Genomic DNA, 24,309 nt, shown 5'->3' with positions numbered 1-24,309 from the left:
TCATAATGTGTGTCAATTCTGTCCGTCCGGCTTTGTCTCTCGGCAAGCATCATACGATTCCGGGACGCAAGGGCACGAAATGGCAATCCTCCAGTGTATCGCTGCGCCATTCCTGTTTGCCCAGGCGGGTAATCAATTGTAGATGTTGCAAGCGGGCGCCCACCGGTGCCACCAGGCGCCCGCCGATTGTCAGTTGTTCCAGCAGGGCTTGTGGCACTTCCAGACCGGCCGCGGCGAGGATGATGCCGTCAAACGGCGCCGCCTGCGGCAGGCCAAGCATACCATCTCCGTAGTGCAAGCGCAGATTCGCCACGCGCAGCGGCCGCAAATTGCTCTTGGCCAGCTCGTGCAGGGGCTTGATGCGCTCGATCGAATACACCTCCTTGGCCAGCAGCGACAGCACCGCCGCCTGGTAGCCGCAGCCGGTGCCGATTTCCAGCACCCGCTGCAGCGCGCCGCCGTTGCGCATCACCTCGATCATGCGCGCCACGATATAGGGCTGGGAGATGGTTTGGTGGTGGCCGATCGGCAGCGAGGCGTCGATATAGGCTTGCGAGGCCAGCGCCTCCTCCATGAACAGGTGGCGCGGCACCGTTTCCATCGCCGCCAGCACCTGGCCGTCCTTGACGCCCAGCTTGGCCACCCGCGCCACCATGGCGCGCCGCACCGCCGCCGACACCAGCGGATTTTGCCGCGGCGGCGCCGCCGGCGCCTGCGACTGCGCCCGCTCCAGCGCGTAGCCGTGGGCGCGCGACGGCGAGGCGCCGGGCCGCGCTTCCTGGGCGGCCTGCTGGAGCGTGCCGCGGGCCGCGCTTTGCGCCGCGCTCCGGGCCGCGTTCTGCGTCGCCGTCTGCGGCGTGGCCACCCGGGCCGGCGCGAACTCGCCGCTCTTCTTCACCGATTTATCGACCACGGCCGACAAGGACAGCGGGAAATTTCGGTGTTTGTCGCTCATGCCAAGCCTTTTGCCAATGCATCGAGTTGGGTTTTGTGGGTCAGGTCGATTTGCAGCGGCGTGATCGACACCCGCCCCTGCGCCACCGCGTGGAAGTCGGTGCCTTCGCCGGCGTCGCGGGTCGCGCCCGGCGGGCCGATCCAAAAAATTTCGCGCCCGCGCGGGTCGAGCGCCTTGATCACCGGCTCGGCCGCATGGCGCCGCCCCAGGCGCGTGGCGACCACGTTGCCGAGCTGCTCGTACGGCAGGTTGGGGATGTTGACGTTCAGCAGATACGGTTTTTGCAACTCGTCGAAGCGCCGCTGCACGATGTCCCGGGCCAGCCGGGCGGCCGCGTCGACATGGGTCCAGCCGTAGGCGGCCTGGGAAAAGGCGATCGCCGGGATACCGAACAGGTAAGCCTCGGTGGCGGCCGCCACGGTGCCCGAGTACAAGGTGTCGTCGCCCATGTTGGGGCCGTTGTTGATGCCCGACACCACCAGGTCCGGGCGCTCGATCAGCATGCCGGTCAGCGCCACGTGGACGCAGTCGGTCGGCGTTCCGTTGACGAAATAGAAACCGTTGGCGGCCCGCTGCACCGACAGGGGCCGGTCCAGCGACAGCGAGTTGGACGCGCCCGAGCGGTTGCTGTCCGGCGCCACCACCACAATGTCGGCGATGGCGGCGAGCGCCTCGGCGAGCGCGGCGATGCCGGGGGCGAGGTAGCCGTCGTCATTACTGATAAGGATTCTCATGCACCGATTTTACCTGAAGCAACGCTCCGGCTGAGCACGCGGTGCCCCGTTTGAGATTTAAATTTTGCGCCGGGGCGCATTGGCCGGCGGGGCCGCCGCGCAAGGCCGGCCGGGGCGCGCTCAGCGATTGCCGACGCGCGCCTCCAGCGCCCCCTCCAGCGCCAAGACCTCCTCCTCTTGCAGCGCGACCAGCGCGTCCTTGTCGCCCTGCAAGCGGTAGGTGCGCTTCAATACCGTCATGCCGCGCTTGCGCAACTTGCTCGCCACGCCGGGCTTGAACAGCGGCTCGCGCAGGCGGTCGGCCAGTTCGCGCGCCTGGCGCAGCTGCTCGCTGTCGAGCAAGGCTTGCAGCGTGTTGATCATGTGCGCCAGCGTGGCCGGCGGCTCGGCGCCGTGGCCGCCCAGCATCATCGCCTCGTGCAAGCCGTGCGCGCCGTGCAGTTCGACGTCGAGCAGGCGCTCCGGATACGGCGACGCCGCCGCCAGGCTCTGGTGGTGCGCGCTGAGCAGGCTGTCGCTGGCGCCAAGCACCGCGTCTTCCAGCGCGCGCGCGACGTTGTGCCGCTCGCGCTGCTCGCGCCGCTGTTGCTCCCGGTCGTGCGCCGGCTCGTGGCTGGGGCCGGCCTGCTGCGGCCACCAGGACGGCGTGCGCTGGCCGCGCAAGGCTTGCAGCGGCGGCTCGCGGCCGCCGTGCGGCGCCTCCGGCTCGCCATAGCGCGCCAGCGCCTGCGCCAGGTTGCGCCGGCTCATCTGCGTGTCCGGGTGCTCCGCGCCGTTGCTGCGTTCGCGCGCCGCCAGCAGCGTCTCGTGCAGCATGCGCGCCGCCGGCCAGTCGCCCAGCCGGGTCAGCACCTCGCCGAGCCGGTCCAGCGTCGCCAGGGTGGTCGGATGGTCGCCGCCGAGCCGGTGCTGCTGCGCCCTGGCCACGGCGTCGAACAGGCGGCGCGCGCCGGCCAGGTCGTTGAGCCGCGCCAACACCTGCGCCAGCGCGTGCTGGCTGTCGAGGGTGTCGGCGTGCTCGACGCCCAACAGGCGCTCGCGCGCCGCCACCACCGTCTCGAGCAGCGTGCGGGCCTGCTCCAGCCCGCCCATTTGCGCCAGCGTGGCGGCGCGGCTGTCGAGCGCGCCCAGGGTCAGCAAATGCTCCCGCCCGAGCAGGCGCATGTAGGCGGCCAGCACCGCGTCCTGCAGCGCCAGCGCGGTGGCGCAGTCGCCCTGCTGGGCCAGCGTCGCGGCCAGGTTCGCCATGCCGGCCAGCGTGGCCGGATGCTCGGCGCCGAGCAACTGGGTGCGCGCGTCGACGATCGCCTCTTCGAGGAAGCGCGCCTCGTCGAGCTTGCCGCACAGGCGCAGCAGCCGCGCCAGCGCGGCCTTGCTGTCGAGCGTGTCGGCATGGTCCTCGCCGAGCAGGCGCGCGCGCATCGCCAGGCATTCGCGCACGCAGTCGAGGGCCTGGCCGGTCTTGCCCTCTTTGCTATACAGCTCGCCCAGGCGCCCCAGGTCGCGCGCCAGCGGCAGCGCCACCGGCCGGCTCAGGCCGTCGTCGAGGGTGTGGCGGGCCTCGTCGATGGCGGCCAGCAAATGGATTTCCCGGCTCGACTGCCAGGGGAAATAGCCGCCCGTCATCCAGAACAGGAAGGCTTCGAAGGTGCGCGTCAGCGAAAAGCGGTCGCCGCCCTGGTCGATGCGCACCGCCAGTTGCTCGCCGTAGGCGAAGGTTTTGGTTTGTTGTAGCTGGACCTCGTCGAAGTAGCTGTCCAGGTCGATTAGCGGCAGGCCGTAGGACAGGCGCAGCAGGCGCTCGAACATCGGCTGGAAGCCGAAGATGCCCTTGTGCGTATCGCCGCGGCGCCATTGCGCGCGCTGCTCGCCGTCGCCCATTTCAATGCGCGAGGGCAAGGGATACACCAGCAGCGGACGCTGCTCGTCCTCGTGGCTGCGGCGGTATTCGATCGCCCTCGTGACCAGCGCCTCGACCCCTTCCAGGCTTTGGCGGTTGGGGGTGAACACCACCACCAGCTTTTTCGGCAGCAAAGTGGTGCAGATGCCGGCGCTGTCGGTGCGGCCGGTGCGCGAATCGACCAGCACGTAGCGGAAATGCCGCGCCAGGTTGTCGGCGAAGCAACGGAACAGCGCGGGGCAGGCGTGGAACAGGCGGTCCCAGTGCATGTCGGCCAGGCGGTCGCTGTAGCTGGCGTCGAAGCGGCCGGCGCGCATCAGGTACAGCGGGCTGCTCTGGTCGACCCGCACCACATACTGCTGCCAGTCGATGGCGTCGAGCACCCGCTGGGCCAGCACGGTATCGGCCTCGGCGTCGGCCTCGGCGTCGACGCCGCCCGGGTCGGCCGGCTCCAGGTCGAAGCGCTCGAGCTGGGCGCGGCAAGCCTCGAAAAATTCCAGCACCCCGGGGCGCTCCTCGTGCTGGCCGAAATAATGGTGCAGGCCGGGCGCCTCCATGTCCCAGTCGATCATCAGGATCGGCACGGTGGCGTTCTGCCGCCGCGCCAACAGCACGGCGATGTTGGACAGGGCCATGGTGCGGCCGGTACCGCCTTTATACGAGTAGAAGGTGATGACTTCGCCGGGCGCGGTGAGCGGCGGCAGGAACAGTCGGTGGAGTTCCATGGCGAACCTTTAGCGTGGAAAATGGGGGGGCGGAATGGCACGCCATTCCGGCGGAATATCGGGCATCACGAAACGGCTGCAATCGTGGCCGGCTGGGGTCGCGCTTTTCAACAGGTGGTAGTGGCTGGCGATCCGCAGCACGATTTTTTCAATATCGGGCAGGTACGCCACATTGGCCTTCAGGTCGCCGCTGGCCAGCGTGTAGCCGGAAAAATCGGCGTACATGCCAGGCCCGGCGATTTGCTGCGGCAAACCGGCGGGATGGCGCGTCATGATCACCGGGATGATCAGGTGGCTGGGCAGGGTGTACCACTGCTTGCGTTCGTTTTCAATCATTTGCATCGCGGCGAACTCGCGCCGGGTATAGCCGTGCGCTTCGTATTTGGGGGTGTACAGGACCACCATGCAGACGCTCTCGCACAGGGCGCGGGCGATGCGCTGATCCAGGTCGTCGCCGCCGCCGAGCTGCTCGCTGTCGACAAACAGCGCGTATTCGTTGTCGAGGTGCGGTTCCAGGTAACACTTGAGCGCGTCGACCAAGTCGTCCTTGAACTTGCTCATATGCGCATAATGGCCGTGCGCATAGCTTAAGAAACAGCCGTAGCGGATTTTCATATCATCCCCCCCCTGTTTCTTGCCTTCCTCATAACTTCGCTCTTTGAGCCACTGTAGCAAGCTGACCTGGTAGCGCTTTGCGCCGGCGCAAAGTTACATCGGCCTCATGCGTTGCCGGCGCCGGCCGCCGCACGTACGCGGGCGCGCGGATTCAGGCATAATAAAAAATCAAACGGTCGTACTTTTTTATAACAAAGAACAAACGGAGACGCGTACATGAAAGCCATTGTTTGCAAAGCCTGGGGCCCGCCCGACAGCCTGGTGGTGGAAGAGTTGCCGGACTTGCTGGCGGGGCCGGGCCAGGTGGTGCTCGACGTGAAGGCGGCCGCGGTCAACTTCCCCGACGTGCTGATCATCCAGGGCAAGTACCAATTCAAGCCGGCGCTGCCGTTCACGCCGGGCAGCGAAGTGGCCGGCGTGGTGCGCGCCGTCGGCGAGGGCGTGGCCGGCTGGCGGGTGGGCGACCGCGGCATCGCCTTCAGCGCCCAGGGCGGCTTCGCCCAGCAACTGGCGGTGCCGGCGCAGGCCCTGATGCCGATGCCGGCCGGCATGGACTTCGACACGGCGGCCGCCATTACCCTCACCTATGGCACCTCGCACCACGCGGTGGTCGACCGCGCCATGCTCAAAGCTGGCGAGACCATGCTAGTTCTCGGCGCGGCCGGCGGCGTCGGACTGGCGGCGATCGAGATCGGCAAGGCGCTCGGCGCGCGCGTCATCGCCGCCGCCTCCAGCGAAGAAAAGCTGGCGGTGTGCCGCGCCCACGGCGCCGACGCCACCATCAACTACAGCACCGAGGACTTGCGCGAGGCGATCAAGGCGGCCACCGGCGGCAAGGGCCCGGACGTGATTTACGATCCGGTCGGCGGCGTCTACGCCGAGCCGGCCTTCCGCGCCATCGGCTGGCGCGGGCGTTACCTGGTGGTCGGTTTCGCCAACGGCGAGATTCCCAAGCTGCCGTTGAATTTGACGCTGCTCAAGGGCGCCGCGCTGATCGGCGTGTTCTGGGGCGAGTACGCCAAGCGCGAGCCGCAGGCCAACCTGGCGGCGATGCGCCAGTTGATGGGCTGGCTGGCCGAAGGCAAGATCAAGCCGCACATCTCGGCGCGCTACGCGCTGGCCGACACCGCGCGGGCGCTCAACGACATGGCGGCGCGCAAGGTGACGGGGAAAGTGGTGATTTTGCCGGGGTGAGGCGCAGCCGTTAAGCCAGGCCGACGCGGCTCGGCTGCGCGGCGGCGTCACGCGACGCCGGGGCCGCCGCCGACGCCGGCCGGGCGACGCCCACCGGGCCCAGCCGGCCGGCAACCTCGCCGCGCCCGGCTTTATGCGGCGTCGGGTTCGGGCTGCGCTTCGGGCGCGCCGGCGCCTTGCGGGTTCTGGAAGAACGCGATGACGTCGGCCGCTTCGCGCGTGCGCTTGAACGGCGGCAGGCTTTGCCAGATGCGCTTGCCGTACGGCTTGGAGATCAGCCGCGGGTCGCAGATCATCAGCACGCCGCGGTCGCCCTCGTCGCGGATCAGCCGGCCGGCGCCCTGCTTCAGGTTGATGATCGCCTCCGGCAGCGAGTGGTGCATAAAGCCGTTCTTGCCCTGCTTTTCCATCACTTCGATGCGCGCGGCCAGCACCGGGTCGTCCGGCGGCGCGAACGGCAGCTTGTCGATGATCACCAGCGACAAGGCCTCGCCGCGCACGTCGACGCCTTCCCAGAAGCTCTGGCTGCCGATCAGCACGCCGTTGCCGGCGGCGCGGAACTGGTCGAGCAGCTCGGTACGGCCGCGGTCGCCCTGCACGAACAGCGGGTAGTTCAGGCCGCGCGCGGCGAACTCTTCGCGCAAGCGCTCGGCGGCGCGCTTAACCGCCCGCAAAGTGGTGCACAGCAGGAAGGTGCGCCCGCCGGCCGCCTCGATGATCGGCAGCGCGCAGTCGAGCACGGCGTCGGTGTAGCCGAGCGCATTCGGCTGCGGCAGGTTTTGCGGCACGTACAGCAAGCCCTGGCGCGCGTAGTCGAACGGACTGGGCCAGGACTGCGCCGGCTCGCCGGCCAGGCCCATCTGCTCCGAAAAATGCTTGAAGTCGTTCTTCACCGCCAGCGTGGCCGAGGTGAAGATCCAGCTGCGCGGCACGCCCTCGCGCTGGTTGTTGAAGATGGGCGCGATCGACAGCGGGGTCTGGTGCAGTTGCAGCGAGCTGGAAAACGCCTCGACCCAGAACACCGCCTCCTCGCCGGCGGCGACCTTGGCCTTCGGATCGAACTTCCAGCGCGCCAGTTGCTGCGCCAGTTCCACGCCGCGGGTGCGGCACTGCTCCAGCGTCTCGGCGCGCTCGGCCTGGGTTTCCAGCACGGCGACCATGCCGTCGAGCTCGTCCTTCAGGGTCTCCAGCGCCGGGAAGAAGTCGCTCGACGGCGCGATCTGCGCCAGCGACAGGCGCACGATGTCTTGCGGGAACGTCAAGCGCAGGTCGCGCGCCGCCTTCTCGACGACGGTAACGGTCTTGCCCCAGTCGATGCCGCGGGCGTGCGCCAGGCCTTCGGCCAGCACGTCGCGGCACAGTTCGAGCACCTGCGAGGTCGACACGGTGCTGCCGAAAAACAGCGTGGCGGTGTCGGGCAGCTGGTGCGCCTCGTCGAAAATGATGGTGTTGGCCGACGGCAGCAACTCGGCCACGCCGGTGTCCTTCAGCGCCACGTCGGCGAAAAACAGGTGGTGGTTGACGACGACGACGTCGGCCTGCTGGGCCTCCTTGCGCGCCTTCATCACGAAACAATCCTGGTAGTACTGGCATTCGGCGCCCATGCAGGTGTCGCGGGTCGACGTCACCAGGTTCCAGATCAACGCGTTTTCCGGCACCTTGGCCAGCTCGGCCTTGTCGCCGGAGCTGGTCATCTTGATGAAGCGCGAGATTTCGCGCAGGTGGCCGACGTCGTCGCGCGAGGTCATGCGCCCGTTCTGCAAGGTGCGCTCTAGGTGGTAGTGGCAGACGTAGTTCGAGCGGCCCTTGAGCAGCGCCACCGAGACCGGCGCCCGCAGGGCCGCGCGCACGGTCGGGATGTCGCGCAGGAACAGCTGGTCCTGCAAGTTCTTGGTGCCGGTGGAAACAATGGTCTTGCCGCCCCACAGCAACGCCGGCACCAGGTAGGCGAAGGTTTTGCCCGTGCCGGTGCCGGCCTCGGCGATCAAGGTTTTCTGGCCGTCGATGGCGCTGGCGATGGCTTTCGCCATCTCGGTCTGCGAACGGCGCGGACGGTAACTGCCGACGGCGGGGCTGAGCGGGCCGCCGGCGCCGAACAGGCGGTCGATGTCGGCGTCGTGTTTGCCGGCGACGGCGACGGGCTGCGGCGCTTCGCTGGCGCCGGCCGCCGGGGCGGGCATGGTAAGGGGTTCGGTCAAAATAAGCTTCGGTGAGGCGGGGCGCTACTGGCGCCGGTCAGGCCGGGACATCGGGCACTAATTGCATTTTCAACAAAGTAATGTAATCCTTCAGCTGCAATTTACGCTTTTTCAAGCGGCGCAGCTGCAATTCGTCGTGGTGGCCATCGAGTATCAGCAAGTCGATGACGGCGTCCAAATCCCGATGTTCGACATCGAGTTCCACCAGGCGCCGCTGTATTTCCAGTGCATCGGTCATGTGTCGCATTCTTTGCGGTTGAGACAAAACGTTCCGGGAGGCTGAGCGGCGGCGCGTATTGTCGCCAATAGTTTCGCCATAACAACAACCTTTACTTGCAACAAAACTGCTTACAGGTGATAGTTTAATCTACAGCGACGCCGCCGCCAACCTGCATTCACAACGCGGGGGCCGGGCGCGGCGCAACCGGCGGGCGGCAAGACAGCGGAATGGACATGAGCGCATACAAAATCGAAGCAGGAACCGGCCAGCACATCGGCGGCCGCCCCCGGCAACACGACCGCGCCGCGTTGTACGCCGGCGCGCGCGCGCCCGGCTACATGATGGCGGTACTGGCCGACGGCGACGGCGCCGCCTCCGCCGCCGAACAAGTGTTACATACCAGCAAACACCTGTTCGACGGCTTCGCCGCCGGCGCCGACACCAGCCCGGAGCACATGGCGCGCCTGTTGCGCGAGGTGGTGCAGGAGGCGCACGCGATCGTCAAGATGAGTCCGGCCCTCGGCCAGGCCGAGGCGCGCTGCGCGCTGGCGCTGCTGATGCTGGGGCCGCAGCGCCAGGCGGTCTGGGCGCACGTCGGCGATTGCCGCGTGTACCGCTTCGACGGCGCCCGCTGCGCCGCGCGCAGCGGCGACGCCGCCTATGTCGAGCACCTGGTGCGGCAGGACGGCTTGGCGCCCGAGTCGGCCCGCAAGCACCGCAGCTCCGCGCTGCTGGGCAACGCGCTGGGCAACCGCTTCAAGGAGCCGTTTATTACCTTTGGCAGCCACGCCGGCGTGCGCGCCGGCGACGCCTTCATGCTGTGCAGCGACGGCCTGTGGCAATTTTTCGCCGACGCCGAGCTGGCCGCGGTGGTGGCCAAGGAAACCCCGCGCCAAGCCGCCGAGCGGCTGATCGGCAAGGCGCTCGAACGGGCCGGCGGCAAGGGCGACAATTGCAGCATGGCGATTGTCAAACTGGTGGCGCCGGCCGCGTAAAGGCGCCGCCGGCGCCATGTAAAACCACCGGCAACGGGCCGGCTCGGACCCTCGGGGTCGGACCCCGGGCTTACGCCGTTGGCGTAAACAAAGCCATCGGCGGCCCCTACTTCTTGTTTTCGGCGGCGGCGGCGGCAGCCTTGGCCGCCGCCTTGGCGTCCGCCGCGGCCTTGTCGGCGGCGGCCTTGCGCCCCTTCTCCGCCTTCTCGGCCTGCTTGACGGCGACCTTGCGCTGGCGTTCGGCCGCCTCCCGCTGCTTGGCGTCGTACTTGGCGGCGTTGGCGGCGCGCGCGCCGGCCTCGGCGGCGTCGCGCGCCGCCTGGCCCTGCGCCTTGGCGTCGTACTCGGCCTGGCGCTGGGCCGGATTCTTGCCGACGGCCGGCGCGCGGCCAGGGTCGGCCGCCACCGGCAGGCGCTTCGGCGGCGCCGCCGCGCGCGCGATGGCGGTTTCCTGCGCCGTCTTCTGCGCGTCGGCCAGGGCCAGGTCGCGCCGCGCCACCGACTCGGCGCGCTTGAAACGGCTGGCCTCGGCCTCGATGGCGCGCAACTCAGCCAGCACGCCGCGGCGCGCCTCCTTGGCCTTGTCGAGGCAGCGGTTGACGAAGAAGCGGGCGTAGCAAACCTGCTCGCGCGCGGCGAAGGTGGCCTCGGCGGCGGCGCGGCCCTTGGCCACCTCCGCCAGCTTGGCGTCGGCCTGCTCGACCGAATGGGACGGCGGCACGATCGGCGCGCCCACCACCGGCTGGCCGAAGTCCTGCGCGCCGGCGCCCAGCGCGCAGGCGCCCAGCGCCAGTCCCAGCAGGGTAGTTCTGATAGTCGTTGCCATAATCATTGCTTCCTCATTGCTTACTTCCTTGCTCATCCACCTCAGGCGAGCGCGTCGGCCGCGCCCCGCCGCTCTTTTTCCATATATTCGCGCGACTGCATCTCGACAATACGCGAGACGGTGCGGTGAAACTCGTTGGCCAGCATGCCGTTGGTATACAACTGGTCCGGCGCCACCTCGGCCGACATCAGCAACTTCACCTTCTGGTCGTAGAACACGTCGATCAGCCAGGTGAAGCGGCGCGCCTCGGACGACATCCCGGCCGACATCGCCGGTATCGCCGACAATATCACCGTATGGAAGCGGCTGGCGATTTCCAGGTAATCGTTCTGCGAGCGCGGCCCGCCGCACAGGGTGGCGAAATCAAACCAGATCAGCCCGCCGGCGCGGCGCAGGCAGCGGATTTCGCGGTTCTCGATCATCACGTGCGGGTCCTCGTCGGCGGTCTCGGCCACGCTGGCGTAGGCGTGGCGCAGCGACGCGTCGGCCGCCGCGCCCAGCGGCGTGTAATAGCTGTCGACCTGTTCCAGCGCCCGGCCGCGGTAGTCGACGCCGGCGTCGACGTTGAGCACGTCAAGCTTGGCCTTGAGCAGCGCGATGGTCGGCAGCATGCGGTCGCGGTGCAGGCCGTCCGGGTACAGCAGGTCCGGGTCGTAGTTCGACGTCATGATGAAGGAGACGCCGTTCTCGAACAGGGCCGTGAGCAGATTGTACAGAATCATCGCGTCGGCGATGTCGGAGACGTGGAATTCGTCGAAACAAATCAAGCGGTATTTCTTGGCGATGCGCCGCGCCACCTCGTCGAGCGGATTGGCCACGCCCTTGAGTTCGTCCAACTGGCGGTGCACGCCGCGCATGAATTCGTGGAAATGCACGCGGGTCTTGCGCACCAGCGGCACCACCGAATAAAAACTGTCCATCAAAAACGATTTTCCGCGCCCCACCCCGCCCCACATGTAGACGCCGCGCGGCACGTCGGGACGGTTGATCAGGCGCTTGAAGCCGTTCGAGCGCTGCGCCTTGAAGCCGACCCACTCCGCGTAGGCGCGCTGCAGCCGGTCGACCGCGCGGCGCTGCGCCTCGTCGGCCTTGAAATCGCGTTGCTGCAACGCGTTCTGGTAAAACTCTTCAACGTTCATGTGGTTCGCTTCAACGTGCTGCGGCCGCAGCGGCAAGGATATGCCGGCGCGGCCGATGGGACAGTCGTGGGCGTCCGGCGAACCGGCGCAAGGCCGGCCCGCGGCGACGCTTAAAAGTTCAAGGTGCGCTTGTCAACGGCCAGCGCGGCTTCCTTGGTCGCTTCGGACAGGGACGGATGGGCGTGGCAGATGCGGGCGATGTCTTCGGCCGAGGCCTTGAACTCCATCGCCACGACGGCTTCGGAGATCAGCTCGGAAGCCATCGGACCGACGATGTGCACGCCCAGGATTTCGTCGCTGACCGCGTCGGCCAGGAACTTGACCATGCCCGAGGTGTCGCCCAGCGCGCGCGCGCGCCCGTTCGCCATGAACGGGAAGGTGCCGGACTTGTAAGCGATGCCGGCGGCCTTCAATTGCTGCTCCGTCTGGCCGACCCAGGCGATTTCCGGCGAGGTGTAGATGACCCAAGGGATGGTGTTGAAGTTGGTGTGGCCGTGCTGGCCGGCGATACGCTCGGCCACCGCGACGCCCTCTTCCTCCGCCTTGTGCGCCAGCATCGGGCCGCGCACCACGTCGCCCACCGCCCACACGTTCGGCAGGTTGGTCTTGCAGTCGGCGTCGACGGCGACGAAGCCGCGTTCGTCGAGTTGCAGGCCGGCCTTGTCGGCGCCCAGGCCGTTGGTGTTCGGCACGCGGCCGATCGAGATGATCAACTTGTCGAACACGGCTTTCTGCGCCGCGCCCTTGGCGTCGACGTATTCCACCGTGACGTTGTTCTTGCCGGCCTTGATCGCGCCGATTTTGCAACCCAGGCTGATCGCCAGACCCTGCTTGGCGAACAACTTGCCCGCTTCCTTGGCGATTTGCTCGTCGACCGCGCCCAGCAACACAGGCAAGCCTTCCAGCACCGTCACCTTGGCGCCCAGGCGGCGCCAGACGCTGCCCATTTCCAGGCCGATGACGCCGGCGCCGATGACGCCGAGGTTGGCCGGCACGGCGTCGATGGCCAGCGCGCCGGTGTTCGACAGGATCAGCTTCTCGTCAAACGGCGCACCCGGCAGTTCGCGCGGGTTCGAGCCGGTGGCGATGATGACGTGCTTGGCGCTGATCGCCTCGTTGGCGGCGCCGGTGACGGCCAGCGCATACCCTTCCGCGGTGGCGGCGCCGGCGAAGGCGGCGCGGCCGTGGAAGAAGGTGACCTTGTTTTTCTTGAACAGGTACAGGATGCCGTCGTTGTTTTGCTTGACGACCGTGTCCTTGCGCTTGAGCATCTGGCCCAGGTTCAGCGTCAGGCCGGCGACGTCGATGCCGTGCTCGGCGAAGCTGTGGCCGGCGTGTTCGTAGTGCTCGGACGATTGCAGCAGCGCCTTCGACGGAATGCAACCGACGTTGGTGCAGGTGCCGCCCAGCGCGGGCGCGCCCTTGGCGTTGACGGCTTCATCGATACAGGCGACCGAAAAACCCAGTTGCGCGGCGCGGATGGCGGCGATGTAGCCGCCAGGGCCGCCACCGATGACGACGACGTCGAATTGTTTTGTTGTACTCATTGTCTAATTCCCAATCTGTTCTTCTGGAACCAAATCCACAATAGATAAAAAAACCAGGGGCGTGACCCTGGGGTCAGCCCTAAGGGCCGACCCCGACTCCTTGCCGCTGGTCTTTTCTAGTGCGCTGGTGACGTGTTGCCGCTTACAGGTCCAGCAGCAGGCGCGCGGGGTCTTCCAGCGCTTCCTTCATCGCTACCAGGCCCAGCACGGCTTCGCGGCCGTCGATGATGCGGTGGTCGTAGGACATCGCCAGATAGTTCATCGGGCGCACCACGACCTGGCCGTTTTCGACCACGGCGCGGTCCTTGGTCGCGTGCACGCCCAGGATCGCCGACTGTGGCGGGTTGATGATCGGGGTCGACAGCATCGAGCCGAAGGTGCCGCCGTTGGAGATCGAGAAGGTACCGCCGGTCAGGTCGTCCAGGGTCAGCTTGCCCTCTTTCGCCTTGTTGCCGAATTCACCGATTTTTTTCTCGATGTCGGCGATCGACATCTGGTCGGCGTTGCGGATGATCGGCACCACCAGCCCGCGCGGCGAACCGACCGCGATACCGATGTCGAAGTAACCGTGGTAGACGATGTCGTTGCCGTCGACCGAGGCGTTGATGATCGGGTACTTTTTCAGCGCGGCGACGGCGGCCTTGACGAAGAAGGACATGAAGCCCAGCTTGACGCCGTGCTCCTTCTCGAACTTGTCCTTGTACTTGTTGCGCAGGTCGATCACCGGCTGCATGTTCACTTCGTTGAACGTGGTCAGGATCGCGTTGGTCGACTGCGACATCACCAGACGCTCGGCGATGCGGGCGCGCAGGCGGCTCATCGGCACGCGCTCTTCCGGACGCTCGCCCAGGTTGGCGGCGGCCGGCGCGGCCACATGCTGCAGCGCGGCCTTGGCCGGCACGGCCGGCGCGGCGACCGGCGCCACCACCGGCGCCTTGGCGGCCACGGCGTTCAGGACGTCGCCCTTGGTGACGCGGCCGTCCTTACCGGTGCCGCTCACTTGCGCGGCAGTCATGTTGTTTTCCGACAGCAGCTTGGCGGCGGCCGGCATGGCGACGTCGCCCTTGCTGGCGACCGGCGCGGCGCTCGAAGCCGGCGCCTGCGAGGCGTCGGCGGCGGCTTGCGCGGCCGGCTGTGGAATCGACGACACTTCCATCGGACTCACTTTGGCCGGACCTTCGGTGTCGATGATGGCGATGACTTCGCCGGCGACGACGGTGCTGCCGTCGCCCTTGATGATTTGCACGATCACGCCGGCGGACGGCGCCGGCAGCTCGAGCACGACCTTGTCGGTCTCGATGTCGATCATGTTCTCGTCGCGGCCCACAGGTTCGCCGACTTTTTTATGCCATGTCAGCAGGGTTGCTTCTGCAACCGATTCCGATAATTGTGGAACCTTGACTTCGATTTGTGCCATGTATTACTCCGTATATTGTATTGTTGCGGCGCCGCGCTCGCGGCGCGGCGCGCGCGGTGTTTATTTGGTCAGAACAAAACCTTTTAACTTCGAGAATGCCGTTTCCAGCAGGTCCTTTTGCTGCGCGTAGTGCTTGTCGTAGTAACCGACGGCAGGCGACGCGGAGGCGGGACGGCCGGCGTAGGCCAGACGCTGGCCGGCGTCCAGGCTCTCGAAGATATTGTGTTGGATCTGGAACCACGGCCCCTGGTTTTGCGGCTCGTCCTGGGCCCAGACCACTTCGTTCAGGTTCGGGAACTTCTTCAGTTCCGCGGCGAACGACTTGTGCGGGAACGGATACAGCTGCTCGATACGCACGATCGCGGTGTCGCTCTGGCCGCGGGTTTTACGCGCGTTGACCAGGTCGTAGTAAACCTTGCCGGAGCAGGCGATAACGCGCTTGACCTTCTTGGCGTCGATTTTCTCGTCGACTTCGCCGATCACGGTGTGGAAGGCGCCCTTGGCCAGGTCGGTCAGCGGCGAACCGGCGTCCTTGTTGCGCAACAGCGACTTCGGCGTCAGGATGACCAGCGGCTTGCGGAACTGGCGCACCATCTGGCGGCGCAGCAGATGGAAGATCTGCGAAGCCGAAGTCGGCTGCACCACTTGCATGTTGTTGTCGGCGCACAGTTGCAGGAAACGCTCGGGACGCGCGGACGAGTGCTCCGGGCCCTGGCCTTCGTAACCGTGCGGCAGCATCATCACCAGACCGTTGGCGCGGCCCCATTTCACTTCGCCGGAGCTGATGAACTGGTCGATCACCACTTGGGCGCCGTTGGCGAAATCGCCGAACTGGGCTTCCCAGATGGTCAGGGTGTTCGGCTCGGCGCTCGAGTAGCCGTATTCGAAGGCCAATACGGCCTCTTCGGACAGCACCGAGTCGATCACCGTGAACGGCGCCTGGCTCTCGGAGACGTTCGACAGCGGCACGTAGGTGCCGGCGTCCCAACGCTCGCGGTTCTGGTCGTGCAGCACGGCGTGGCGGTGCACGAAGGTGCCGCGGCCGGCGTCCTGGCCGGTCAGGCGGATCGCGTAGCCGGACGAGACCAGCGTGGCGTAGGCCAGGTGCTCGCCCATGCCCCAGTCCAGGTTCATTTCGCCGCGGCCCATGGTGGCGCGGTCGCCCAGGACCTTTTCGACCAGCGAGTGGACCTTGAAGTCTTCCGGCACGGTGGTGATGCGGGTGGCCAGGCGTTTCAGCTCGGTCATCGGCACGGCGGTGTCGGCGCTGTCGGTCCATTTGCGGTTCAGGAACGGCAGCCAGTCGACCGCGTACTTGTTCTTGAAGTTCGAGATGACCGGATCGACCGTGTGCTTGCCGGCGTCCATGGCGTCGCGGAAGGCCGCGACCATCTTGTCGCCGTGGTCGGCGGCGATCACGCCCTGCGCCGCCAGCTTGTCCGCGTACAGCTTGCGGGTGCCCGGATGCTGGCCGATTTTCTTGTACATCAGCGGCTGCGTCAGCGCCGGGGTGTCTTGTTCGTTGTGGCCCAGTTTGCGGTAGCAAATGATGTCGACCACGATGTCCTTCTTGAACTCCATGCGGTAGTCCAAGGCGATCTGCGTGGCCAGCACGACGGCTTCGGGATCGTCGCCGTTGATGTGCAGGACCGGCGCCTCGATCATCTTGACCACGTCCGAGCAATACAGCGTCGAGCGCGAGTCGCGCGGGTCCGACGTGGTGAAGCCGATCTGGTTGTTGATGACGATGTGCACCGTGCCGCCGGTGTGGTAGCCGCGGGTTTGCGCCAGATTCAGCGTTTCCATGACCACGCCCTGGCCGGCGAACGCGGCGTCGCCATGCACCAGGATAGGCAGCACCTGCGCGCCGTCCTTGTCGCCGCGGCGGTCCATGCGCGCCTTGACCGAACCCTCGACGACCGGGTTGACGATCTCCAGGTGCGACGGGTTGAACGCGAGCGACAGGTGGACCGGGCCGCCGGCGGTCGAAATATCGCTGGAGAAGCCCTGGTGATATTTGACGTCGCCCGACGGCAGGTCGTCGCCGTGCTTGCCTTCGAATTCTTCGAACAGTTCCTGCGGACTCTTGCCCAGGGTGTTGACCAGCACGTTCAGGCGGCCGCGGTGGGCCATGCCGATAACGATTTCCTGCACGCCTTTTTCGCCGGCGCGCTGGATGGTTTCATCCATCGAGGCGATGAAGGTCTCGCTGCCTTCGAGCGAGAAGCGCTTCTGGCCGACGTACTTGGTGTGCAGATAGCGTTCCAGGCCTTCGGCCGCGGTCAGGCGGTCGAGGATGTGGATTTTTTTCTCGTTGGTGAAGGTCGGGGTCGAGCGGATCGATTCCAACTTTTCCTGCAACCAGCGCTTTTCGGCCGGGTCCGAGATGTACATGAACTCGGCGCCGATCGAACGGGTGTAGGTTTCGCGCAGGAAGTTCAGCAGATCGCGCAGCGATGCCGTTTCAGGGCCGAAATAGGTGTTACTGATATTGAAGACGGTGTCCATGTCCGCGTCGGTGAAACCGTAGAAGCTCGGTTCCAGTTCCGGGATCATCGGACGTTCCTGGCGCTGCAACGGGTCCAGATTGGCCCAGTGCGAACCGAGGTAGCGGTAAGCGGCGACCAGTTGCGTGGCGGCGACGCGCTTGCGGCCCATTTCGGCGTCCAGCGAGGCGGTGACGACGCGGATAGGACCGGCTTTGGCGCGCTCGGCGAACGAGGCGACCACGGACGCGTGCGCCACGTCGGGCTTGTTGGAACCGTCGACGGCGGGCACGTTCTGCATGGCGTCGAAGTACGCGCGCCAGTTGTCCGGCACCGAGCCTGGGTTGTTCAGGTACGCCTCGTACAGGTCTTCCACGTACGGGGCGTTCCCACCAAACAGGTAGGAGTTGGACGTAAATTGTTGCATCATATTGCTCACCTTTCTTCGCGTTTCGCGAGATTAGCGGGTTAATCTAACCTTCCGCGACACGGCCTGACCGGTTAGCGGATTGCACATCAAGTTGTGGGGAAGGGCTTTAAAACGGGCACTGTTCGAAAAAACGGTGAGGTAGGATAGCACGCGATATTGAATCAGGACAACCGTTCAGGTAATAAATAGTAACAGTGGCCACAATTAGATCGGGTCGCTAGGCATCGCCACGCTGACAAGAAGGCAATAGTATAAAAATCTCAATTATTCTATTGAAACCGTTAAAAGCCGCGCCCTAACGCAACACCACATCGGCGCGCGGCCGGGTCGCCTCCACCAGCAGGGCGTTCGGCTCGTCGGTGCGCAGCACCCAATCGCGCGCCGCCGCCTCGGAGCGGCCGAAGCGCATATGCCGGGCGACCAGCCGCTCGCGGCGCAGCTTGGCGTCGATATCGACATACCAGACGGCGTCCAGTTGCTGTCGCACGCCGGCCCAATGGCCGTCGTCGAGCAGCAGGTAATTGCCCTCGGTGATGACCAGCTCGCACTCGTCGGGCACCGCAATCGCGCCGGCGACGGCCTCGTCGAGTTCGCGGCGGAAGTCCGGCGCGTACACCACCTGCCCCGCCGGCCGCTGGCGCAGCCGGCCCAGCAGGGCGACGTAGCCGGCGCTGTCGAAGGTGTCGGCGGCGCCCTTGCGGTCGCGCCGCCCCATCCGCAGCAGCTCCGAATTGGCCAGGTGGAAACCGTCCATCGGCACCACCACGGCGCGGCCCGGCAACGCGTCGCACAAGGCTTGCGCGACGGTCGACTTGCCGGCGCCGGGCGCGCCCACCAGACCGAGCATAAAGCGGCGGCCGGGAACCAGCAGCGGCGTCAACAAATCGAGCGAGGAAAGGGGCGAAGTGGTGGCGTTCAAGGGGGCGTCCCGGGCAGGTGAATGGTGGCCAAGCTTAGCGGCGATGCCCTGCGGCGTCAATCCGCAAACGGCCGCCGGATAAAAATAAAACAATTTGTTTTATTTATATGGCAGCATCAGCGTGTGGACTTGGCGCGCGGCCGTGGCAACGCCGTCGCGGCCAGCCAGCGCGGATCGCTGGCGAACCAGGCGACCAGGAAATCGAGCATCGCCCGCAACGCCGGCGCCATGTGCTGGCGCGACGTGTAGATGCCGTAAATACCCATTTCCTGCGGCTGGTACGCCGGCAGCAGCGCCACCAGCTGGCCGCTGGCGAGCAGCGGGGCGGCAGAAAACAGCGGCTGCAAGGATATGCCGGCCCCCTCCGCCGTCGCCGTCAACAGCACCATCGACTCGTTGGCCGACAGGTTGCCGCTGACCGGCACCGACAGCGCCGCGCCGTCCCGGCTGAACTGCCACAGGCTCTTGCCGAAGTAGGTGTAGGTCAGGCAGTTGTGCAGCGCCAGGTCCTCGGCCCGCTGCGGCGTGCCGCGCGCGGCCAGATAGGCCGGCGCGGCGCACACCACCGATGCGCAATGGCCGAGCTGGCGGGCGATCAGGTTCGGTTCGAGCGCGTTGGTGATGCGCAACGCCAGGTCGATGCGCTGCTCCACCAGATTGACGGCGCGGTTTTCAATTTGTAGGTCGACGGCGGTGCGCGGATAGCGCCGCAGGTAGGCCGTCACCGCCGGCGCCAGCGCGGTCTGCGCCAGCGTTTGCGAACAGGTGATGCGCAGCAGGCCGTGGGGCGCGTCGGCGGCGCCGTCCGCCCGCACCGCCATCGCGCCGGCCAGCTCCAGCATGCTCCGACAACGCAGCAGCGTCGCGTCGCCGGCGTCGGTCAGGCTGAGCCGGCGCGTGGTCCGGTGCAGCAGCCGGGCGCCGGCCCACTGCTCCATCTCGGCCAGGTAGCGCGTCACCATCGCGCGCGACATGTCGAGCGCGTCGGCGGCGGCGACCATGCTGCCGCGCTCGGCGATTTCCACAAACACCTGTGCGGCCGTGATGCGATCCATGGTTCGTCCGATTCGAGCAATTATTCGACCGAATAATAGCGCAATTTGCTCGGTTTCGACGGCACCGACGAGACGCCCCTTGCTCTAAGCCGCCGCCGCGCGCAACGCCCGACAACATGTGTACTCCCGATCGGATGGCGGATTGCCGCTTGGAATTTCATTGCGCGCCGGCGCCCGCCCGGACGATCAGGACTCGGAGTAGCGCGCCAGGCTCAGCGCGGAGAAATAGCGCAACTCGGCGGCGTAGGCCGGGCTGCCTTCCTGGTGGGCATCGGCCTTGTGGCTGAGCATTGCCGCCGTTTCCAGCCACTCCTTGCGGTTTTTCCGGCGCGTGGCCAGGGCGCCGTTCAGCGCGAATATCGCGGCGACAAGCGCCTGCCCCGCTTGCAGAACGTTTTTGGCGTAGCTGTTGCCCGAGTTCGCCAGGGTGGGATGGTTCGCTGATAATGTCGTCATGGTGCAGTCCTCGTCAATTGGTCTAATGTTGCACTGCAATATATCCGAACCCGAGATATATATCCAATTACATTTAGGAATTCCAGTCATCACGATGTTGAATATCGGCGGCGCGGCGCAAAAAAAGCGAGCCACGCGGGCTCGCTTTTTTTCCGCCGGCCCCGAAGGCCGGCGCGGCACGCTGAGCTTCGCTTACGCGCGCTTGTCGACCGGCAGTACTTCGCGGGTCGTCGCGCCGACGAACAGCTGGCGCGGACGGCCGATTTTCTGTTCCGGATCGGAGATCATCTCGTTCCATTGGGCGATCCAGCCGATGGTGCGGGCCATCGCGAAGATACCGGTGAACAGCGAGACCGGGATGCCCAGCGCCGATTGCACGATGCCGGAGTAGAAGTCGACGTTCGGGTACAGCTTGCGCGACACGAAGTAGTCGTCTTCCAACGCGATTTTTTCCAGCGCCATGGCCAGCTTGAACAGCGGGTCGTCTTGCAGGCCCAACTCTTCCAGCACCTCGTAGCAGGTCTCGCGCATCAGCTTGGCGCGCGGGTCGAAGTTTTTGTAGACGCGGTGGCCGAAGCCCATCAGCTTGACGCCGGAGTTCTTGTCCTTGACCTTGGCGATGAACTCGGGGATCTTGTCGACCGAGCCGATTTCCTTGAGCATGTTCAGTGCCGCCTCGTTGGCGCCGCCGTGCGCCGGGCCCCACAGGCAGGCGATGCCGGCTGCGATACAGGCGAACGGGTTGGCGCCGGACGAACCGGACAGGCGCACGGTCGAGGTCGAGGCGTTCTGCTCGTGGTCGGCGTGCAGGATCAGGATGCGGTCCAGGGCGCGCACCAGCACGTCGTTGACCTTGTACTCTTCGCACGGATTGCCGAACATCATGCGCATGAAGTTGGCGCTGTACGACAGGTCGTTGCGCGGGTACACGAAAGGCTGGCCCATCGAGTACTTGTACGACATCGCCACCAGCGTCGGCATCTTGGCGATCAGGCGGATCGCCGACACTTCGCGGTGGTGCGGATCGTTGATGTCGAGCGAGTCGTGGTAGAACGACGCCAGCGCGCCGACGGTGCCGACCAGCACCGACATCGGATGGGCGTCGCGGCGGAAGCCGCGGAAGAAGAACTGCATCTGCTCGTGCACCATCGTGTGGTTGGTCACGGTGGCAACGAACTTGGCTTTTTCGGCGGCGTTCGGCAGTTCGCCGTTCAGCAGCAGGAAGCAGGTTTCCATGAAGTCGGCGTTGACGGCCAACTGCTCGATCGGGTAGCCGCGGTACAGCAGCTCGCCCTTGTCGCCGTCGATGTAGGTGATCGACGAATTGCAGGCGGCGGTCGACATGAAGCCCGGGTCGTAGGTGAATTTACCGGTGCCGGCGTACAGCTTGCGGATGTCGATGACCTCCGGCCCAACCGTGCCTTCGTAGATAGGGAAGTCGATCGATGGGCTGCCATCGGAGAACGACAGGGTGGCTTTTTTGTCAGTGGTATTCATGGGCTCTTCCTTCGCGGGAGTGAGTCGGGGATAAAAAAATCAAAAATTCTGGTGTCGCTATTCGCCTCGCCGGACGCGGCGCGGGTTACGCGCGTCGCCCTTCCGAGCCTACCGGACCGTATCCGACAGTCCTAGGCGCGGCGCAGTCGCTGCAGCAGTGCGTGCACTTGCGGCAGATCGACTTCGCCTTCCGGCTCCTTGCGGGCCAGCACCAGATCCATTAACGCATTGTCTGACAAGTCGAGCAAGCGCGTCAGCGCGTCCACTTCGTCGTCGGTCAATTCGGTTTCATACGCATCGAGAAAACGGGTCAAGATCAGATCGTTTTCCAACAGGCCGCGGCGCGAACGCCAGCGCAAACGGGCGCGGTTAGCGGGGTCGGACTGATGCGTGGGCAAACTTGATTCTGTCATGTTGTTCAACACTATACGGTGCGCGCGCGGATTCGCGAGCGCGATACGACTGTGCGGGCGGCACGCGCCGCCCGCAAGACGCGCGCGATCAGATCGCGCGGCGGACCATCAACTCTTTGATTTTGCCGATTGCCTTGTTCGGGTTCAAACCCTTGGGGCAAACGTCGACGCAGTTCATGATCGAGTGGCAGCGGAACAGGCGGTACGGGTCTTCCAGGTTGTCCAGGCGCGCGCCGGTGGCTTCGTCGCGGCTGTCGGCGATGAAGCGGTAGGCTTGCAGCAGGCCGGCCGGGCCGACGAACTTGTCCGGGTTCCACCAGAACGACGGGCACGACGTCGAGCAGCAGGCGCACAGGATGCACTCGTACAGGCCGTCGAGTTCCTCGCGCTCGAGCGGCGACTGCAGGCGTTCTTTTTCAGGCGGGATCGACTCGTTGATCAGGAACGGCTTGATCGAATCGTACTGCTTGAAGAACTGCGTCATGTCGACGATCAGGTCGCGGATCACCGGCAGGCCCGGCAGCGGCCGCAGCACGATAGGCTGGGTCAGCTCGTTGAGGTTGGTGGTGCAGGCCAGGCCGTTCTTGCCGTTGATGTTCATCGCGTCCGAACCGCAAACGCCTTCGCGGCACGAGCGGCGCAGCGACAGCGAATCGTCGACGTCGGACTTGATGCGTTGCATCGCGTCGAGCAGCATCTTGTCGCTGTCTTGCAGCTCGACGGTGACGTCCTGCATGTACGGCTTCGCGTCCGTGTCCGGATCGTAGCGGTAGATCTTGAGTTTAACTGTGCGTGTCATGTTCTGACCCTTAGAATGTACGTGGTTTCGGCTTGAAGGTGTCGACCGTCAGCGGCTTGGTGATGACAGGCTTGTACTCGAGGCGGTTGCCTTCCGAGAACCACAGCGTGTGCTTCATCCAGTTCTCGTCGTCGCGCTGCTGGAAGTCGCTGTGCGCGTGGGCGCCGCGCGATTCCTTGCGCGCCACCGCCGAGGTGATGGTCGCTTTCGCCGTTTCAATCAGGTTGTCCAATTCCAGCGCTTCGACGCGGGCGGTGTTGAAGACCTTCGACTTGTCCTTGAACGCGACGTTCTTGCGGCGCTCGTCGAGGACCATGATTTCCTTGTAGCCCTGCTGCAGCAGCGCGTCGGTGCGGAACACGCCGCAGTACTTCTGCATCGTCGCGCGGATGTCGTTGGCGACGCCCTGCACGGTTTCCGTACCGGTCGAGTTCTCCAGGCGCGCCAGGCGGCCCATGGCGAAGTCGGCGGCGCCTTCCGGCAACGGCTTGTTTTCCTTTTGCTTCAGGTTGCTGGCGACGATGTGGTTGCCGGCGGCGCGGCCGAACACCAGCAGGTCGAGCAGCGAGTTGGTGCCCAGGCGGTTGGCGCCGTGCACCGACACGCAGGCGCATTCGCCGATGGCGTACAGGCCGTTGACCACGGCGACCGGGTTGCCGTCCTTCGGCGCGACGACCTGGCCGTGGATGTTGGTCGGAATACCGCCCATCTGGTAGTGAATCGTCGGCACCACCGGGATCGGTTCCTTGGTGGCGTCGACGTTGGCGAACTTGTGGCCGATTTCCAGGATCGACGGCAGGCGCTTGGCGATGGTGTCGGCGCCGATATGGCGCAGGTCCAGCATGACGTGGTCCTTGTTCGGACCGCAGCCGCGGCCTTCCTTGATTTCCTGGTCCATCGAGCGCGACACGAAGTCGCGCGGCGCCAAGTCCTTCAGGGTCGGCGCGTAGCGCTCCATGAAGCGCTCGCCGTCGCTGTTGATCAGGATGCCGCCCTCGCCGCGCACGCCCTCGGTGATCAAGACGCCCGCGCCGGCCACGCCGGTCGGGTGGAACTGCCAGAACTCCATGTCCTGCAGCGGCAGGCCGGCGCGCGCGGCCATGCCCATGCCGTCGCCGGTGTTGATGAAGGCGTTGGTCGAGGCGGCGAAAATGCGCCCGGCGCCGCCGGTGGCGAAGATCGTGGTCTTCGCTTCCAGGATCATGCATTCGCCGGTTTCCATTTCCAGCGCGACCACGCCGACGACGTCGCCGTCGGCGTCGCGGATGATGTCAATGGCCATCCACTCGACGAAGAACTGGGTGCGGGCGCGCACGTTGCGCTGGTACAGGGTGTGCAGCAGCGCGTGGCCGGTGCGGTCGGCCGCGGCGCAGGCGCGCTGCACGGCCTTCTCGCCGAAGTTGGCGGTGTGGCCGCCGAACGGGCGCTGGTAGATGGTGCCGTCGGGGTTGCGGTCGAACGGCATGCCGAAGTGTTCCAGCTCGTAGACCACCTTCGGCGCTTCGCGGCACATGAATTCGATGGCGTCCTGGTCGCCCAGATAGTCGCCGCCCTTGACCGTGTCGAACATGTGCCAGAACCAGTTGTCCTCGGCCATGTTGCCCAGCGAGGCGCCGATGCCGCCCTGCGCGGCGACGGTGTGCGAGCGGGTCGGGAACACTTTCGACAGCACGGCGACGTTCAGGCCGGCCTCGGCCAGTTGCAGCGAGGCGCGCATGCCGGAACCGCCGGCGCCGACGATGACCGCGTCGAAGCGGCGGGTAGGGATTGCAGATTTAATAGCTGCCAC

Annotated in this window: 20 protein-coding genes; 2 read left to right on the top strand and 18 right to left on the bottom strand. The window is 66.0% G+C overall.

Translation table 11 applies throughout. The features are described from left to right. Nucleotides 1–49 precede the first annotated feature (49 nt). The 4 genes from JANGC3_RS0100895 to JANGC3_RS0100880 all read right to left on the bottom strand — a co-directional run bounded on the left by JANGC3_RS0100895 (nucleotide 50) and on the right by JANGC3_RS0100880 (nucleotide 4,929). Complete coding sequence (locus JANGC3_RS0100895; RefSeq protein WP_017874591.1) at nucleotides 50–955, bottom strand: protein-L-isoaspartate(D-aspartate) O-methyltransferase; 906 nt, start codon at nucleotides 953–955, stop codon at nucleotides 50–52. Further along, nucleotides 952–1,689, bottom strand: a complete 738-nt coding sequence (gene surE, locus JANGC3_RS0100890) for a 5'/3'-nucleotidase SurE (RefSeq protein WP_017874590.1) — start codon at nucleotides 1,687–1,689, stop codon at nucleotides 952–954. Before surE ends, JANGC3_RS0100895 begins: the two co-directional genes overlap by 4 nt. Before the next feature lie 120 nt (nucleotides 1,690–1,809). After that, a complete protein-coding gene (locus JANGC3_RS27990; protein ID WP_081611721.1) occupies nucleotides 1,810–4,314 on the bottom strand; it encodes a tetratricopeptide repeat protein in 2,505 nt (834 codons plus the stop codon). Nucleotides 4,315–4,323: 9 nt separating this feature from the next. Then, nucleotides 4,324–4,929 (bottom strand): toll/interleukin-1 receptor domain-containing protein, encoded by a 606-nt coding sequence (locus tag JANGC3_RS0100880; RefSeq protein ID WP_017874589.1) that lies wholly within the window; start codon nucleotides 4,927–4,929, stop codon nucleotides 4,324–4,326. 216 nt (nucleotides 4,930–5,145) lie between these two features. Here JANGC3_RS0100880 and JANGC3_RS0100875 point away from each other — a divergent pair, with 216 nt between their 5' ends. Further along, nucleotides 5,146–6,123, top strand: coding sequence for an NADPH:quinone oxidoreductase family protein (locus tag JANGC3_RS0100875; protein WP_017874588.1), 978 nt, complete (start codon nucleotides 5,146–5,148; stop codon nucleotides 6,121–6,123). 131 nt (nucleotides 6,124–6,254) lie between these two features. On the opposite strand, the gene JANGC3_RS27985 is transcribed toward JANGC3_RS0100875, so the two are convergent. Beyond that, nucleotides 6,255–8,303, bottom strand: a complete 2,049-nt coding sequence (locus JANGC3_RS27985) for an ATP-dependent DNA helicase (RefSeq protein WP_017874587.1) — start codon at nucleotides 8,301–8,303, stop codon at nucleotides 6,255–6,257. 55 nt (nucleotides 8,304–8,358) lie between these two features. Then, nucleotides 8,359–8,559, bottom strand: a complete 201-nt coding sequence (locus JANGC3_RS0100865) for a YdcH family protein (protein ID WP_017874586.1) — start codon at nucleotides 8,557–8,559, stop codon at nucleotides 8,359–8,361. Nucleotides 8,560–8,774: 215 nt separating this feature from the next. Between JANGC3_RS0100865 and JANGC3_RS0100860 the strand changes: the two genes are divergently transcribed. Further along, nucleotides 8,775–9,536: a PP2C family protein-serine/threonine phosphatase gene (locus JANGC3_RS0100860; protein WP_017874585.1), complete on the top strand. Its 762-nt coding sequence runs from the start codon at nucleotides 8,775–8,777 to the stop codon at nucleotides 9,534–9,536. 106 nt (nucleotides 9,537–9,642) lie between these two features. On the opposite strand, the gene JANGC3_RS0100855 is transcribed toward JANGC3_RS0100860, so the two are convergent. The 12 genes from JANGC3_RS0100855 to sdhA form a co-directional block, all read right to left on the bottom strand. Further along, nucleotides 9,643–10,362: a hypothetical protein gene (locus JANGC3_RS0100855; protein ID WP_017874584.1), complete on the bottom strand. Its 720-nt coding sequence runs from the start codon at nucleotides 10,360–10,362 to the stop codon at nucleotides 9,643–9,645. Between the two features lie 41 nt (nucleotides 10,363–10,403). Further along, complete coding sequence (gene zapE / locus JANGC3_RS0100850; protein WP_017874583.1) at nucleotides 10,404–11,501, bottom strand: cell division protein ZapE; 1,098 nt, start codon at nucleotides 11,499–11,501, stop codon at nucleotides 10,404–10,406. Between the two features lie 110 nt (nucleotides 11,502–11,611). Continuing rightward, entirely contained in the window at nucleotides 11,612–13,048 is a 1,437-nt protein-coding gene (gene lpdA, locus JANGC3_RS0100845; RefSeq protein ID WP_017874582.1) for a dihydrolipoyl dehydrogenase, read from the bottom strand. Between the two features lie 142 nt (nucleotides 13,049–13,190). After that, complete coding sequence (gene odhB, locus JANGC3_RS0100840) at nucleotides 13,191–14,465, bottom strand: 2-oxoglutarate dehydrogenase complex dihydrolipoyllysine-residue succinyltransferase (protein WP_026132378.1); 1,275 nt, start codon at nucleotides 14,463–14,465, stop codon at nucleotides 13,191–13,193. A 60-nt stretch (nucleotides 14,466–14,525) separates the two neighbouring features. After that, on the bottom strand, nucleotides 14,526–17,381 hold the full coding sequence (locus JANGC3_RS0100835) for a 2-oxoglutarate dehydrogenase E1 component (protein WP_017874580.1): 2,856 nt from the start codon (nucleotides 17,379–17,381) through the stop codon (nucleotides 14,526–14,528). Between the two features lie 295 nt (nucleotides 17,382–17,676). Then, entirely contained in the window at nucleotides 17,677–18,300 is a 624-nt protein-coding gene (locus JANGC3_RS0100830; protein WP_017874579.1) for a nucleoside/nucleotide kinase family protein, read from the bottom strand. A gap of 116 nt (nucleotides 18,301–18,416) precedes the next feature. After that, nucleotides 18,417–19,355 (bottom strand): LysR family transcriptional regulator, encoded by a 939-nt coding sequence (locus JANGC3_RS0100825; RefSeq protein WP_017874578.1) that lies wholly within the window; start codon nucleotides 19,353–19,355, stop codon nucleotides 18,417–18,419. Nucleotides 19,356–19,541: 186 nt separating this feature from the next. Beyond that, on the bottom strand, nucleotides 19,542–19,811 hold the full coding sequence (locus JANGC3_RS0100820) for a hypothetical protein (RefSeq protein WP_017874577.1): 270 nt from the start codon (nucleotides 19,809–19,811) through the stop codon (nucleotides 19,542–19,544). A gap of 192 nt (nucleotides 19,812–20,003) precedes the next feature. Continuing rightward, nucleotides 20,004–21,308, bottom strand: coding sequence for a citrate synthase (gene gltA / locus JANGC3_RS0100815; RefSeq protein ID WP_017874576.1), 1,305 nt, complete (start codon nucleotides 21,306–21,308; stop codon nucleotides 20,004–20,006). Nucleotides 21,309–21,439: 131 nt separating this feature from the next. Further along, complete coding sequence (locus tag JANGC3_RS0100810; protein ID WP_026132376.1) at nucleotides 21,440–21,721, bottom strand: FAD assembly factor SdhE; 282 nt, start codon at nucleotides 21,719–21,721, stop codon at nucleotides 21,440–21,442. An 88-nt stretch (nucleotides 21,722–21,809) separates the two neighbouring features. Next, nucleotides 21,810–22,520, bottom strand: a complete 711-nt coding sequence (locus JANGC3_RS0100805) for a succinate dehydrogenase iron-sulfur subunit (RefSeq protein WP_017874574.1) — start codon at nucleotides 22,518–22,520, stop codon at nucleotides 21,810–21,812. A gap of 10 nt (nucleotides 22,521–22,530) precedes the next feature. Next, nucleotides 22,531–24,309: a succinate dehydrogenase flavoprotein subunit gene (gene sdhA, locus JANGC3_RS0100800; protein ID WP_026132375.1), complete on the bottom strand. Its 1,779-nt coding sequence runs from the start codon at nucleotides 24,307–24,309 to the stop codon at nucleotides 22,531–22,533.

Source organism: Janthinobacterium sp. CG3 (genome assembly GCF_000344615.1).
Taxonomy (GTDB): domain Bacteria; phylum Pseudomonadota; class Gammaproteobacteria; order Burkholderiales; family Burkholderiaceae_D; genus Janthinobacterium.
Note: the sequence above shows the minus strand (reverse complement) of the source record. Positions and strands in the feature narration are given on the sequence as shown.